A 15,447-nucleotide genomic window follows, 5' to 3' on the forward strand; every position below is an offset into this window, starting at 1 on the left:
GCCTTTTAAGCTTTAACTTCGTCCATTTTCTTTAGAACATCATTAATCTTTGCGTGATCTTCAGGTGATTCATCAATATGCTTCCATAAAATTTTTCCCTGCGGAGAGAAAGGCCATGTCCCGCCCTGAATGTAGACATCCTGGGTCTTCATGGATTTCATGACAAACTCCTTCTGTTTTTCATTATCAGGGAAAAACCTTTTTACCTTGCCAGTAATAAATCCAAAAGCTGCTTTTGAAAGAAGCTTCCACTTTGGCATCGTTTTATGTCCCATTCCTCTATAAGCTTCCCGGGAAGGATCGCCAAGGATCGGGAAAGGGAACGGTCCGAATTGCTCAAGGAATTGATTGATGAAGGTTCCTTTGGAAGGAGCTACGACAATGACCTGAAAACCTCTGGATTCCCATTCACTTATGCGCTCGCGCAACTGCGCAAGATATTCTCTGCAGACCGGTCAGCCAAGGTGGCGGACGAAAACAGCCATTGTGTATTGGCCATTAATGGCCTGTTCAAGAGTAATATTTTTATCAGGATTTTGGGTTTCTAAAATATAATTCATTATTATCCCGCCTCTCGGATTTTACTTCTGATCATACCTAAACTTTTTAAAGGAATAAAGAAATGCGGCTTGCACATAAAAAAACAGGAGGTCGCACTCCTGTTTAGTCCCTGCTCCCCAAAATTCCAAAAATGCGAAGAATATTAATGAACAGGTTGATAAAATCAAGGTATAGGTTAAGAGCCATCAAAGGCACTTCTTCCGGTGACACTCCATAATGCTTCATGCGGTTAAAGTCGAATAGCACATATCCGCTGAATACAAGCACTCCGATGAAGGAGAATGCCAGCATAGCATTAGAGCTTAGCGGCCAGAAGATGCTGAAAATCGAGATTGCAATAAGGGCAAGCAATGCTGCCATCAGCATGCCGCCAAGGAAAGATAAATCCCGCTTGGTTGTCGTAGCGTAAACGGCCAAACCTGTGAATACAACCGTTGTCGCTGCAAGTGCAACCAGTACGGGGTTCGGGCCAATGGCAGCCAGGTAATGGGCAACAATTGGATAAGTCGTCATACCGGAAATAAATGTAAATACATACAGGAATGGATAACCAATAGCCTTTTTGCGGCGAAGGAGGAAAGCGAAAAGCAGCATTCCGAGTTCAAGAATCATGAGCGGCAAAAATAGGGCTGGAGGGATGAAGACACCCGCCATCGTTCCGATAAAAGCAATACCCAATGATAAGGCAAACGCCCGTAAGACAGAAGGCAAATAACTGTTATTTGCAGTATGCTGTACATACATTTTTTCATTTCTCCTCTAAAATCATTTGTATATGTATATACGTCAGAACTATTGTTTAAGTTTCATTTTTTATTTTGTTTTTAAAAGGTCTCTTATTTCAGTTAAAAGCTCAACGTTTTTATCCACTGCTGGTGCAGGCATTGCTTCTTCTTTCTTTTTGAAACGATTGTTGATAATCCTGATAAAGACGAAGATTGAGAATGCCACGATGAAGAAATCAACCACATTTTGTATGAATAAACCGTATTTGACTTCCGCGCTGCCGACCTTTATCATCAGATCGCTAAAGTCTACTCCGCCCATCAGCAATCCAACAAGCGGCATGATGATATCATCTACAAGAGAAGATACAATCTTTCCGAAGGCAGCTCCGATAACAACCCCGACAGCCAAATCAAGCACATTTCCCTTTAGGGCGAATTTTTTAAACTCATTCCACATAACATGTCACCTTTCTTTGAAAAATTACCGTAATTATACTATGAAGAATAAATGAAAACCAGATAAGGAAGCCCCTATTGACAGAAACAGGCTTTTTCTCTATAGTAACAATGACAATTATATTTCGAATATTCCCGTGCGAACGGGAGAGGTTCATAGCTTCACCCTCTATAAAAAACTATGGCTTTGATTATACAATAATCAACCATATCCATAAGAGGATATGGTTTTTGTTTTTTCAAGCTGTACTTTTTGGACCTCTCCTTAGGATCAGCGGGATCATATAAAGGGAGGCTTTTTTGATGTCAGGAAGAAAAGATGAGGAATTAACGGATATTACACTATTGGGAAATCAGGGTACAAACTATCTTTTTGAATACTCGCCTGAGATTCTGGAGGCTTTTGACAATAAGCATCCAAACCGCGATTATTTTGTAAAGTTTAATTGCCCTGAGTTTACGAGTCTTTGCCCTAAAACGGGACAGCCGGATTTTGCGACCATCTATATCAGCTATATTCCGGATCAGAAAATGGTAGAGAGCAAGTCATTAAAGCTGTATCTTTTCAGCTTTAGAAATCATGGCGATTTCCATGAGGACTGCATGAACATCATTATGAATGATCTTATTGAATTAATGGATCCCCGCTATATTGAGGTTTGGGGCAAATTTACGCCACGTGGAGGAATCTCCATCGATCCGTATTGCAACTACGGAAAGCCTGGGACGAAATATGAAAAAATGGCGGATTACCGTTTGATGAACCATGACCTTTACCCGGAGACAATTGATAATCGTTAAGACCACAGCTTGCTTAAAGTGCAATTTTAAAATAATATCAAAAAAGGCAGAGCAATCTGCTTTTTTTGTTGCAGAAAAAATACATAAGTGGGATTATATTTAGGGAATATTCTGTATTTTTGTGAGCGTTACTATAAAAAAGCTCTGAAGGGGGACAAAATGAAGAAAGGCATACATAAAAAAGATCCGCGCTTCAAAATCGCAGAGAGAGAAGCATGGATTGGCATTGGTCTGGTACTCTTCAATTTTGTATGGTGGTATGGGTTTGCCTACGGGATGGGATCAAGGCCCGCAGATGAGTATACATACATAATGGGGCTGCCTGCCTGGTTTTTCTGGAGCTGTGTGGCAGGGTTTGCTGTAATGGTGATTCTGGTAACAGCAGCTGTTAAGTTTCTGTTTAAAGAAGTTCCATTCGAAGAAAATGAAGAGGGGAGAGAATCCGAATGAACTGGCAGGTTATTGCTCCTCTTCTCATCTTCTTAATCATTATTTTTCTCGTCGGCTTATGGTCCAGCAGAAAGATTGATACCGGAAGCTCGTTCCTGCAGGATTACTTTCTTGGAGGAAGGCAGCTGGGCGGATTTATTCTGGCTATGACCATGATTGCAACCTACGGAAGTGCCAGCAGTTTCATTGGTGGGCCGGGCGTTGCATACACACAGGGGCTTGGCTGGGTGCTGCTTGCGATGTCACAGGTTGTCACAGGTTATTTCGTTCTCATGGTTCTGGGGAAAAAGTTTGCCATTACAGCAAGAAAATATAATGCTGTGACGCTCATCGATTTTCTAAAAGAAAGATATAACAGCAGATGGGTCGTCTGGCTATCCTCTCTCAGCATCATTATTTTCCTGTTTTCTGCCATGGCTGCCCAATGGGTTGGCGGAGCAAGATTAATTGAGTCACTGACAGGATTAAGCTATTTATCTGCTTTATTCATTTTTGCAGCTTCCGTTATGGTCTACGTGGTGATCGGCGGCTTCCGTGCTGTTGCCGTAACTGATGCCGTCCAAGGGGGAATCATGTTCATCGGCACTATGATCCTTCTGATTGCTGTTATTGTGGCAGGCGGGGGAATTCCGAATATTATCAGTGACCTGTCTTCAGAAAACCCGAATCTGATTACACCATTTGGCTTTGATGGCGGGTTGACTCCTTTATATGTATCCTCATTCTGGATTTTGGTGGGAGTGGGAGTTGTGGGACTTCCGCAGGTAGCCGTGAGGGCCATGTCCTATAAAAATGCCAGAGCCATGCATAGGGCCATTATCATCGGAACAATAGTAGTCGGCTTTATCATGCTTGGCATGCATTTAATTGGCGTATTTGCCCGGCCAATTCTTCCAGGGATTGAAGTGGGGGATAAAGTCATGCCGATGATTGCGATGGAAGTGCTTCCTCCATGGCTCGCGGGAATTGTACTGGCAGCACCGATGGCTGCCATCATGTCAACAGTGGATTCCCTGCTCCTTCTGGTCAGCTCGGCGATTGTGAAAGATGTCTATATTAATTACATTAAGCCTGATGCCAAAGAAGCTGCCATCAAAAAACTGAGTTTTGCGGTTACTGCTCTGCTTGGCATTCTGGTTTGCATCATGGCTCTCAGTCCGCCCGATTTGCTGATCTGGCTGAATCTCTTTTCTTTTGGGGGACTGGAAGCCGCCTTCATATGGCCTGTTGTGCTGGGCCTTTATTGGGCTAAGGGAAATAGATATGGTGCAGTGGCCTCGATGATAACCGGAACGGCCACCTATATTTTATTCCATACTTTTTATCCAAATGCATTAGGCATGAATACAGTCGTATTGCCTATTGCTTTGTCACTGGCGGCTTATGTAGCTGTAAGTCTATTTACGGAAAAATCAGCATCAGAATCTGCAGAAATTTAAGCAAGAGGCTCCGGAGACTATTCCGGAGCCTCTTGTATGTAACGGCAAAAGGCTGATAAATAGGGAACGGAGCGCTTCAATCAAACGTTTGATTGAAGCAGGAGAAGAGTCATATATAAAGGATACGGGAGGAAACCCTTGTTTTTGTAAAAAAATGAGCATATTGATAGGTTTGTAGAAACGATCCCTATTTGTTACACTTAATTAGTTGAAACGTAATTGTAACATTTGACTTTAAATGGAAATGTTTTTATAACATTAGGGAGAATATAATGAAAAATTTTATAAATATGATTATGATTGCCATGCTATCATCCGTTATAGCAGGCTGCTCAAGTGAAATAAACGCATCTTTAAATACAGAAGAAATAAAATTTAAAAAAGAAGATAAAGTGGAAGCTGAGCAAAATACATTAGCTGTAAAAGAGGACGGAAAAGAGAAAAAAGATACTGTATGGCTTGAAGGCAAGTCACTATTCCAGGTGGACGCTACAGATGGGAAAAAGAAATATTCAGTCTACCTTTATGCGGCAGACCAAAGAAGAACCATTCTGGAAGAGGACAGTTCGAAAGGGAAGAAAGGCGATTCTTATTTTACAGGACATTATTCAGTTTACCTGGCTGAAAAAGGTTCGAAAGAGGCTTACAGACAAGAGGTCTTGAATAACAGTGCTGAAATGTCATTTAATCCATCGAAGGAGCAGGTTTACACTCAAATAATGAGGAACAAAACCATTGTCTCAATCTTTCAGCCAAAGGGGGAAAATGCAGTTAAGGCCCAGCTTCTGGCTATTAACGATGGAGAAGTGCTGAAAATCAGTACAGAAAAAGAAGTGATCACTTCCTCCAAAGCGAAAATAAAAAATATTAATCAGAAGTATCTTCAAACTGCCCAAAATAAGAATGATAGATGGGTTATTTCAACATGGCAATTTAATGACGAAACCCTAACGATGAGCCTGCATGACCAAATAGAGCTGAACAAAGAAGATCATTCTGAGATCGACTGGATGAATTTGTGGTTAAAAGAGGAAGCCCTGTACTATCCTTTTAAAAACCTGGCACTCAGCGTGGATGCCATTGAAAAAGCAAAACAGGGAATTCCGCTCGGAAGCCCATATCCGATTGGCACAAACATATCTGAAATTAAGAAATCAGATCCAAATTTTATTAAGGAAGGGTTTGAAAATGGCAGCACTTTTGTCATGTATCCTGAAATCACCTATTATTTTGAACGGGAAACCGGCAATGTAACGGCTATTTCTATTCCTGGACAGCGGGTGAGAACTTCAATTGAAGAGATTACTGCTATGTTTGGCACCCCTGCGCAGGTATTGGAAAAGATGCTGTCAGGAGAAACTATTTCCACCTACCTGGCAGATAAATATTCCATCGAAATCATTTCTGATTTAGAAGGAAATGTTAGTGAAATAGTATTAATGAAAACAAAAAATCATGCGGCACAATGACCGCATGATTTTTGGCGTTTCTTAAAATGCCCAATCACCTTTCCTGAATACAGGTTCAGCGCTGCCGTCTTCATTGATTCCGTCGATATCCATTTCAGCGGAACCAATCATGAAGTCAACATGTGTTAAGCTTTCGTTCAAGCCGTTTTCAGCCAGTTCTACACTGGACATTTTCTTGCCGCCTTCAATGCAGAATGCATACGCACTGCCAATGGCAAGGTGGTTTGAAGCATTTTCATCAAATAAAGTATTATAGAAAAGCAGATTGGATTGTGAAATTGGCGAGTTGAAAGGAACCAGGGCCACTTCACCAAGATAGTGGGATCCTTCATCTGTCTCAACAAGCTGCTTAAGAATCTCTTCGCCTTCTTCCGCTTTCACATCGACAATGCGCCCGTTTTCAAAGGTCAGGCTGAAATTATAGATGATATTTCCTCCATAGCTTAAAGGCTTTGTGCTGGTAACCGTGCCGTTAACACCTGTCTTGTAAGGTACTGTAAATACTTCTTCAGTCGGCATGTTAGCCATGAATTCATGTCCCTGTTCATTAACGCTGCCTGCTCCGACCCATAAGTGGCCTTTTGGAAGCTCAATCGTCAGGTCCGTACCTGGAGCTTTATAATGAAGCTTCTGATATCGCCTGCTGTTCAAATAATCCACTTTTTCATGAAGTGTTTCATCATGCTTTTTCCAGGCTTCAACCGGGCTATCCAAATCAGCGCGAGTCGCTTTAAAAATAGCTTCCCAAAGCATTTCCACACGGGATTCTTCCGGTGCGTCAGGGAATACCATGTTTGCCCAGGCCTGAGATGGGGCTGCAATGACTGTCCAGCTTACTTTATCGGACTGGATGAATTTGCGGTATTTTGCAAGCGCCTTTCCGGCAGCTTTCTGGAAGCTTGAGATTCGCTCTGATTTCACGCCTTTCAGCAAATCAGGGCTTGCTGAAACGATTGACATGAATGCCGCACCCTTCTCAGCTAAATCTTCGACTTCCTTTGCCCGCCATTCCGGGTATTCGGAGAAGGACTCATCCGGTGCCAAATCGTACTTTGTGCGTGTGACCGCATCATCGCTCCAGTTCACAACTACGTTATGAGCTCCTGCTTCATAGGCCTTTTTAACAATTGTACGAACGAGGTCAGCGGCATCAAGGGTTGTGTTAATAACAAGCGTCTGTCCTTTTTGTACATTTACGCCGACCTTTACGGCAAGCTCTGCGTATTTCTCTAAATTCGTTTGAAATTGACTCATTATGTATTCTCCTTTGTCAGAATCTTCATTTTCATTGTAGCTGTTCTGTTCGCAAAAAGAAACCTATTGAACTGAAAATCGTCCTCCAGAACCTTGGATCTCCATCTATGGACGGAGACAAAATTAAAAAGGAATCTTATACAGATTCCTTTTTGGCATGGAATGCATTATTTTCAGGCAAAGCAAACATCAGCCAATACAAAAACGCACTTACAACAGCCAGCAGCGCCAGTATAAAGAATGTCCAGTCATATCCGATCCAGACTGTAAGCGGAATGGAAATAGGTGCAATGGTTTTCCCGATTGTAAATCGAAGGGAGGCAGCTGCAAAGTACTGACCCCGCATATGATCTGGAGCAATTTTGGATACATAGCTCTGCTGAAGGCCAGCTGTCATTAATTCACCCATAGTGAAAACGGCCATAGCCAGAATTAATCCCCAAATCCATTGCGTTTGCCCAAACATGATGATGGCTGCTGCATAAGTAAGAGATGATAAGATAAAGACATTTCTTTCCCTGTACTTTAACATCATTTTCGTTACGGCTACGGTAAATAAGGCTACGAGGAAGCCGTTCTCAGACAGCAGAATGCCAAAAGCCTGTTCTCCATGAACAGAAAAGGACCAGTCATTCCATTTAAAAAGCGCCTGATTATGAACTGCTTCATTTGTATAGACAGGTATTAAAAGATCAAGCTGCATAAAGGTCTGTGCAGCCAGAACACCTGCTATGATAAAAAGGAGAAAGGTTTTGTCTCTGAAGATAATGCCATAATCTTTCGTTTGCTTTAATAAAGCGGCATGCCATTTACTAGTTCCGCTTTCTGCATGTACTTGTATTGGCAATGTTTCCCTTGTCCACCGTAAAAGGATGAAAGATAACAGAATACAGATAATGCCGGCGGCCATAAGAAGCTGAAAACGGTAATGGACATAGAAAATGGCTCCTAGAATGGGACCCACCACAACCGCAATATTAATGGAAGTGTAAAAAATAGCAAAAACCTGGCTTCTGTCCTTTTCCTGCACCACATCGGCAACCATTGCCTGGCTTGCGGGCCAATAAAATGAACCGAAGATTCCCACAAAAGCAAAGCAGATAAAACCAAGCACAGGTGAATCCAGCCAGGGTGAACTGGCAAATCCAAAAATGATAAATGAAAGTCCCTGTCCGCATGCAGAGAGAACCATCATTTTTTTGCGTCCAAAACGGTCAGCAGTATAACCTCCCATTAAGTTGGCAAGCACGGAGAATACCTGAGAAAAAATGAGCAATAAACCAGCCTTGTCTTTTCCGAATTCATCCGCGAAATAAATCGTTAAAAACGGGAAGAACATCCAGAATGTAATGTTCATAAGCGCTTCCCCAAATAACCTTACTTTTAAATTCTTATCCCAATCTTTTATTTTCATGCTGTTTCCCCAACTTCAATCTCAGAATAACGCTATCATACTACCAAAATTGGATGAAACACAAGAAGACTTTTTCCAAAAAAGCCAAACCTTGATCAGGCTTGGCTTTTCTTAATCAATATACAAAAAACATCAAAACGGTCGTAACAATGCCCACCCATATGGCCAGCAATGCACAGTAGCCCATTATATGACGAATATGAAGGCCAACCACACTCAGTATAGGAAGGGCCCAGAAAGGCTGGATCAGGTTGGTCCAGGCATCCCCCCAGCCTACAGCCATAGCAGTAATGGCGGGATCCACCCCCAGCTGCAGACCTGCAGGCACTTGAAGCGGCCCTTGCAATGCCCACTGCCCGCCGCCTGAAGGAGCAAGAATATTGACGAGTCCGGCAGCCCAGTAGGTGAATATATCAAAGGTGTCTTTACTTGCTATGGATGCCATCCCATTAATGATAGACTCTGCTAACCCGGAGCTGCCGAGAACGGCGATTATGCCGGCGTAAAACGGGAATTGCAGAATGATAGGAGAAATGGCAGAACCCGCTTCTTTAAAAGCATTGGCGTATTGTACGAGCGATTTATGAAGGATGAGGCCTAACGATAGAAAGGCAATATTGATAATATTCAAGTCAAGGTCACGCCCGTTTACAAACTCAAATATGACATAGATTATCCCGATTAATCCGGTAATGATGCCGAGAAAGGGTGTTCTTTCAAGCTTTCCGGCGGGTGTTATTAAAACTTCCTGTTCAGATTCCTGCTTGGGTGCCTTAGGGGGAACGTATGAGATAATGCCTTTTTTGGGTGCCATCAGCACAATGAAAATCGGCATCGTAATAACAAGAGCAATTAAAATAGCAATTGTTCCAGGATGGAAAATGGTCTCCGAAGTTGGGATGACGCCAGCCACTTCCTCCAGAAAATGGCCCCTGGTCGCAACAGTCAAACCAATTGAACTCGATAAACCGGCAGTATAAAGAGCAGTTGGTGCATAGGCTGCAGCCACTAATAGAGGAAAGTGTGCGTTCTGATTTCTTTTTCCAACTTCACGGGCAATAATGGCGCCAACGACAACAGCAAGGCCCCAGTTAATATAATAAGCAGCAGATGAAACGAGAAAAGTCAGCACGTAAGCCTGGTTGGCTGTCTTTGCTTTTGAGGACAGCTTTTCAAGTATCCGCTGTACAGAAGGAACAGATGCAAGCGCCATGCCTGTCATTAAGAGGAGCACCATCTGCATGGTAAAAGCTAGATACACCCAAAATCCGTCACCGAAGGATTTAAACAGCTCAACAGGCTCGGAAGGCTTCATGAAAAAACCGGCAATAAACACAAACAGAGTCATTAATACCGCAATGACAAAGGCGTCCGGGAGATACCTTTCCACAAGCTTGGAGAAACGGTCTGCCACTCTGGTTAACATCTTTTCACTCTCCTTTCAGTATTAGTACATGCTATGGAGAGGACAAGCTGTGTATGCCAGATCATACAGAAATAGCCCTGACATCAGCCAGGGCTATCTATTAATCCTTATCTTCCATGGCAGCCTTCAGCAAATCGCCAAGGCTTGTTCCAAAGGAATCTTCCTTCTGGGTGTATTTCTGAACAAGTTTTCGCTCTTCCCGTTTGTTGACGGCTTTCTTTTTGTCCTGTGCTTTTTCCACCACATTGCATGGCCTGCACTGGAAGTAGGCGCCTGCCTTGCCCTGGTGGATTTCCATCTTTTTGCGGCACTGAGGGCAGCGGCGGTTTGAAAGCTTTGGATCCTTGCGTTTCCGGAAATTACAATCAAGATTGGAGCAGACAAGTATTTTTCCGTCCTTGGTATTCCTTTCTTTTAGGAAGGAATCGCATTCTGGACATTTTGACCCAGTGAGATTGTGGGCACGATACGATTTGTCGCTCTTTTTAATTTCAGAAACCAATGTCCGTGTCTGCTTGCGGATATTCTGCAGAAACTCTTTGGGGTCTGCTTTTCCGCGTGCGATTTTCTCCAGCTCCTGTTCCCATTTAGCAGTCAGTTCCGGTGATTTCAGATCTTCATTTACCAGGTCCATCAGCTGTTTGCCCTTTTTAGTCGGAAACAGGCGTCCATTTTGCCTTTCGATCGCTTCCGTATCAAGGAGCCGTTCAATGATTTCCGCTCTAGTCGCAGGTGTTCCTAAGCTATATTTTTCCATCTGGGTCAAAATGTCAGCTTCGGAATAGCGAAGAGGAGGTTCAGTAAGCTTGGCGGACAATTCAGCCGTTTGTACCGTAAAACTCTGTCCTTTTGAGATGTTCTTCAGGCTCTGTTTTCCTGCTTCTTCATCACTGCTGCCTTCAACCTTGCGATAACCCAGGTCGATAACTGCTGTTTCCCTGGCTGTGAATGTTTCACCGTTAACATCAATAGCAGCATGGATGGTTTCATACTTATAAGGGTTATGGAAGATGGCCAGAAATCTGCGCAGAATCAATTCGTACAGCTTCCGCTCATCAGCCGACAAATCACCGAGGTGTACACGTTCTTCAGTCGGAATAATTGCATGATGGTCGGTTACTTTTTCATTATTAAAGACTCGCTTTGCCAGGACCTTGCCCTGATTTGCAAGGATTGGCTTCACTTCGTCCTTATAGGAAGCTGCAATGCCATGAAGGCGATCCATCATGGTTGCTTCCATATCTTTTGTCAAATAGCGCGAGTCTGTCCGCGGATAGGTGACAAGCTTATGCTGCTCATAAAGTTTCTGCAGCACATTAGACGTTTTCTTGGCGGAAAAGCCGTAACGCTTATTGGCGTCACGCTGCAGCTCCGTCAAATCATAAGGAAGCGGCTGCGGCTCTGTTCTTTCCTTCCGGTTAATGGACTGGATAACCGCTTTTTGGCCCTTCACTTTAGAAAGGACTCCATCAGCTGCTTCTTTAGAAAAGAGGCGCCTTTCACCATTTTTCTCCCAGTCAGCCTGCAGGGGGCCAATTTGAGCGCGAATCGTCCAGTACTCTTTTGGAACAAATTTTTGAATCAATTGCTCCCTTTCCATCACGAGAGCCAGTGTCGGCGTCTGCACCCGGCCGGCGGATAGGGGATCCTTGTATTTAGTCGTCAGGGCCCTTGTGACATTCAAGCCGATGAGCCAATCGGCCTCTGCCCGGCAGACGGCGGATTCATACAAATCTTCAAATTGTTTTCCTGGCTTAAGGTTTTGAAAACCGTCCCGGATGGCGCGGTCCGTTACAGAAGAAATCCATAAGCGTTTGATTGTTTTGCGCCAGCGGATTTTTTCCAATATCCAGCGTGCGACAAGCTCCCCTTCGCGGCCTGCATCAGTAGCAATGATAATTTCCTTAATATCCATCCGTTTTGCCAGGTTCTCAATGGCTTTATACTGGTGGCTGGTCTGCTTCATCACCTTCAGGCCCATTTGATCAGGAATAATCGGCAGATCCTCCAGATTCCAGTTTTTATATTTGCTGTCATAATGCTCAGGCATCTTTAACTCGATTAGATGGCCAAGAGCCCATGTCACGATATATTTATCGCCTTCCATATAGCTTTTATGAGATTGCCGGCATCCCAGAACCCGTGCAAGTTCACGGGCAACACTGGGCTTTTCAGCAAGAACAAGTGATTTCATAATTACTCCTTTCAAATTACATTCAGCCATTTTCGTCCAAACTAAGTATAGCTGAAAATCATCCATATTTGTAATCGGATAAATTTTTTGCTGGGCAGAGAAGTAAATTACTGCCTAAGTTGTATTGCTTTTCATTAGTCACAATTCATTCTACAATGGACTTACCAGTTTGTTTACAAATAGAAAGAGACAAGGTGAAATGAATGAATGCAAAAAATCAGCATCTTTATGATTACATTCAGGAGAATTCAAAAAATATCACAGACATGTGGCTGTCTTTAAGGGATAAACAAAAAGGCTCCATTTATTCTGCAGATGCAGACCCCGCTTATGAGAAGCTCCTGAGAGAACAAAATACGTTTACCAACCGCACCGTTTCAGCAGCTCTGCTTGATGAGGACACATTTAACGAGAATATGGAGGAATGGGCCATTACAGTAGCGGAGAGCAGAGTGGATTCTAATACGCCCATATTTCAAGTGCTTGAAGCTTTAAGCAATGTGCGGGAAACCTATTGGCATTTTGTGGAAAAGTTTATTAACGAAAACCAGTCCGAAGTCAAAACAGATGATGTATTGAAATGGAGCACGATCATTAACAAGGCTTTTGATAAGCTCATCAATAAATTTTCAGAGAAATATTATGAACTGACGACCAGTCGGCTTGTTGCCCAGCAAAGTCTGATCAATGAACTTGGAACTCCGGTCATTCCTGTAAAAGACCATACAGCAGTACTGCCGCTTATCGGCAATATTGACACCGAACGTGCACGAATCCTGCTGGAGGAAATTCCGAAAAAATGTGCAAAAGAAGATGTGGAACATCTATTCATTGATTTATCAGGTGTGGCCATCATCGACACGATGGTTGCCCATCAAATATTCTCATTAACGACAGCTTTAAAGCTCCTGGGGGTAAAATCCACCATCTCCGGCATCAGCCCTGAAGTTGCCCAGACTTCCATTCAGCTTGGCCTGGACTTCACAGGCATTCATACTTACGGTACGTTAAAGCAAGCATTGAAAAGACAAGACATTTAATGAAACCAGGCTGGCAGAAATGCCGGCTTTTTATATGGCTATAATAAAAACGCTTTACTGTGTTACCATTCTAACAATCTAACTTGTTAAAAAATGGTAAAAATTAATTGACATCTTCTCATATGGCACATAGAATTAATTATATTCAGAAAATATATTAAAAATAGGCTGTGATAAAGATGAGGCATCTAAAAACGGATACTGCAAATAATCTTTTTAAAAAGGCTGTATTTCAAACCTGTGTTTGAGATACAGCCTTTTCTTTATCTCGCTAACGTACCGGGGAGGATTTGAAATGGAAAAATTGACAGAATCGATGATGACTTTAACTCGCGGGGAGGAGAGCAACGTGGTTACTTTAAATGGAAATACCCTTACTTTGTCTGAAGTCAAAAGAGTGCTTTTTGAAGGAGTAATGGCTGCAGCATCAGAAGAAAGCATGCAGCGTGTAAAAAACAGCCGTGAAGCCGTTAAGAGAATTGTAAGTGAAGAAAAAGTCATTTACGGCATTAACACCGGATTTGGCAAATTCAGCGATGTACGAATTGATCAGGGAGATGTAGAGGATCTTCAGCTGAATTTAATCCGCTCTCATGCATGCGGTGTAGGGGAACCATTCCCTGAGCCTGTCTCGAGAGCTATGCTCCTATTAAGAGCCAATGCTTTATTGAAAGGGTTCTCAGGAGTCCGGCCTGTCGTGATAGAAACTCTTTTAGCGCTTGTGAATAAACAAATCCATCCCGTCATCCCGCAGCAGGGTTCTCTTGGAGCGAGCGGCGATTTGGCGCCTCTTTCCCATTTGGCATTAGTACTAATGGGAGAAGGTGAAGTGTTTTTCAAGGGTGAAAGAAAGCCTGCGCTGGAAGTGCTTGTTCAGGAGGGAATAAAGCCATTAACTTTACAGGCGAAGGAAGGGCTTGCCCTGATTAACGGCACTCAAGCGATGACGGCAATGGGAGTCATTGGTTATCTGGAAGCGGAAAAAATCGCTTATCAAAGTGAATTGATCGCTGCAGTTACAATGGAGGGCTTAAACGGCATTATTGATGCGTTTGATGAAAATATACATCAGGCAAGAGGCTATCAGCAGCAGGTGGATACAGCAAGAAGAGTAAGGGAATATCTGTCAGGCAGCAGCCTGATCACAAGACAGGGAGAAATCCGGGTGCAGGACGCCTATTCCATCCGCTGCATCCCGCAGGTGCATGGGGCATCCTGGCAGGCTCTTGATTATGTAAAAGAAAAGCTTGAAATTGAAATGAATGCAGCTACGGATAACCCGCTTATTTTTGAAAATGGGGAAAGCGTCATATCCGGCGGAAACTTTCATGGGCAGCCAATCGCACTTGCAATGGACTTCATGAAAATTGCGGTCGCGGAATTGGCCAATATTTCAGAGCGCCGGATTGAGAGACTTGTTAACCCTCAGCTGAGCGATTTGCCGCCATTTTTAAGCCCGGAGCCTGGACTCCAGTCAGGTGCGATGATTCTCCAATATGTTGCAGCATCACTTGTTTCAGAAAATAAGACACTTGCCCATCCGGCAAGTGTGGATTCGATCCCTTCATCCGGTAATCAGGAAGATCATGTGAGCATGGGAACCATCGGATCAAGACATGCTTATCAGATTATCCAGAATGTCAATAAAGTGCTTGCAATTGAACTGATTTGCGCCCTGCAGGCAGCGGAATACCGCGGTTCTGATAAAATGGCTGATAAAACAAAACGTTTTTATGAAGAAGCAAGGAAAGTGGTGCCTTCCATTACAAAAGACCGCGTATTTTCAAAAGATATTGAAGCATGCGCGTCCTGGCTGAAAGAAGTTGAAATAGACGCAATATAAGCAGCAGGGGTCTGAATGTTCTCAGACCCCTCTAAATTAATAAAGTAAATAATTTTGAACATCGAGAACTGTCTTGCGCAAGCAGCCTGCCGCCGAGGTGTCCGGGGTGAGCAAGGCGCTTCCGCTTTACTTAATCTTTGGCTCTTTCCTCAAGTTGCTTTGCTTCATCTTCTTCAAAGCGGTTTTTAAACGCTTCCTGTGTCACAATAAATTCTTCATCTTCCTGGGCTTCTGTAGTGTGGCGCTCGACCATTGTGTGTTCAGGAAATTCCCCGGGGTGATGTTTTCTTTTATGATTAAAATGGACTCCGCGTGACATAATCAGGCTCCTTTCATTCTTGAAGTAGCATTCTTTCACTATTTTTCCCTTGG

At 43.2% G+C, this 15,447-nt stretch carries 13 protein-coding genes, 1 pseudogene and 1 riboswitch; of the genes and pseudogenes, 6 read left to right on the forward strand and 8 right to left on the reverse strand.

Annotated features, from left to right (window positions below):
- Positions 1-5: 5 nt before the first annotated feature.
- The 3 genes and pseudogenes from JI665_RS18020 to mscL form a co-directional block, all read right to left on the reverse strand.
- Positions 6-443, reverse strand: a pseudogene (locus tag JI665_RS18020) (AhpC/TSA family protein); the annotation flags it as partial.
- A 220-nt stretch (positions 444-663) separates the two neighbouring features.
- Positions 664-1,305: a Bax inhibitor-1/YccA family protein gene (locus tag JI665_RS18025; RefSeq protein ID WP_206842107.1), complete on the reverse strand. Its 642-nt coding sequence runs from the start codon at positions 1,303-1,305 to the stop codon at positions 664-666.
- A gap of 69 nt (positions 1,306-1,374) precedes the next feature.
- A complete protein-coding gene (gene mscL / locus JI665_RS18030; RefSeq protein WP_206842109.1) occupies positions 1,375-1,746 on the reverse strand; it encodes a large conductance mechanosensitive channel protein MscL in 372 nt (123 codons plus the stop codon).
- Positions 1,747-1,888: 142 nt separating this feature from the next.
- Positions 1,889-1,934, forward strand: a riboswitch (PreQ1 riboswitch).
- A 114-nt stretch (positions 1,935-2,048) separates the two neighbouring features.
- Between mscL and queF the strand changes: the two genes are divergently transcribed.
- The 4 genes from queF to JI665_RS18050 all read left to right on the forward strand — a co-directional run bounded on the left by queF (position 2,049) and on the right by JI665_RS18050 (position 5,904).
- A complete protein-coding gene (gene queF / locus JI665_RS18035; protein ID WP_095244376.1) occupies positions 2,049-2,546 on the forward strand; it encodes a preQ(1) synthase in 498 nt (165 codons plus the stop codon).
- Positions 2,547-2,705: 159 nt separating this feature from the next.
- Complete coding sequence (locus JI665_RS18040; RefSeq protein ID WP_206842126.1) at positions 2,706-2,996, forward strand: YhdT family protein; 291 nt, start codon at positions 2,706-2,708, stop codon at positions 2,994-2,996.
- The gene (panF, locus tag JI665_RS18045; protein WP_206842128.1) at positions 2,993-4,435 is read left to right on the forward strand and encodes a sodium/pantothenate symporter; all 1,443 of its coding nucleotides are present in this window, start codon (positions 2,993-2,995) and stop codon (positions 4,433-4,435) included. Before JI665_RS18040 ends, panF begins: the two co-directional genes overlap by 4 nt.
- A 272-nt stretch (positions 4,436-4,707) precedes the next feature.
- Complete coding sequence (locus tag JI665_RS18050; RefSeq protein ID WP_206842131.1) at positions 4,708-5,904, forward strand: hypothetical protein; 1,197 nt, start codon at positions 4,708-4,710, stop codon at positions 5,902-5,904.
- A gap of 21 nt (positions 5,905-5,925) precedes the next feature.
- On the opposite strand, the gene JI665_RS18055 is transcribed toward JI665_RS18050, so the two are convergent.
- The 4 genes from JI665_RS18055 to JI665_RS18070 form a co-directional block, all read right to left on the reverse strand.
- Positions 5,926-7,158: an aminopeptidase gene (locus tag JI665_RS18055; RefSeq protein WP_206842135.1), complete on the reverse strand. Its 1,233-nt coding sequence runs from the start codon at positions 7,156-7,158 to the stop codon at positions 5,926-5,928.
- 136 nt (positions 7,159-7,294) lie between these two features.
- Entirely contained in the window at positions 7,295-8,572 is a 1,278-nt protein-coding gene (locus JI665_RS18060; RefSeq protein WP_206842138.1) for an MDR family MFS transporter, read from the reverse strand.
- A gap of 115 nt (positions 8,573-8,687) precedes the next feature.
- A complete protein-coding gene (locus JI665_RS18065; RefSeq protein WP_206842141.1) occupies positions 8,688-9,998 on the reverse strand; it encodes a short-chain fatty acid transporter in 1,311 nt (436 codons plus the stop codon).
- Positions 9,999-10,098: 100 nt separating this feature from the next.
- Positions 10,099-12,192, reverse strand: coding sequence for a DNA topoisomerase III (locus JI665_RS18070; protein ID WP_206842144.1), 2,094 nt, complete (start codon positions 12,190-12,192; stop codon positions 10,099-10,101).
- Positions 12,193-12,395: 203 nt separating this feature from the next.
- Between JI665_RS18070 and JI665_RS18075 the strand changes: the two genes are divergently transcribed.
- Together JI665_RS18075 and hutH are read left to right on the forward strand one after the other, a co-directional pair.
- Complete coding sequence (locus JI665_RS18075; RefSeq protein WP_206842174.1) at positions 12,396-13,232, forward strand: STAS domain-containing protein; 837 nt, start codon at positions 12,396-12,398, stop codon at positions 13,230-13,232.
- Between the two features lie 349 nt (positions 13,233-13,581).
- Positions 13,582-15,075 (forward strand): histidine ammonia-lyase, encoded by a 1,494-nt coding sequence (gene hutH, locus JI665_RS18080; protein ID WP_206842653.1) that lies wholly within the window; start codon positions 13,582-13,584, stop codon positions 15,073-15,075.
- Positions 15,076-15,205: 130 nt separating this feature from the next.
- On the opposite strand, the gene JI665_RS18085 is transcribed toward hutH, so the two are convergent.
- Positions 15,206-15,394 carry a hypothetical protein gene (locus JI665_RS18085; protein WP_009334922.1) on the reverse strand — a complete coding sequence of 63 codons (189 nt, stop codon included), beginning with the start codon at positions 15,392-15,394 and terminating at the stop codon, positions 15,206-15,208.
- Positions 15,395-15,447 lie beyond the last annotated feature (53 nt).

Origin of the sequence: Bacillus sp. NTK034 (genome assembly GCF_017303275.1) — a bacterium.
In the GTDB taxonomy this organism is placed as follows: Bacteria; Bacillota; Bacilli; order Bacillales; family Cytobacillaceae; genus Cytobacillus.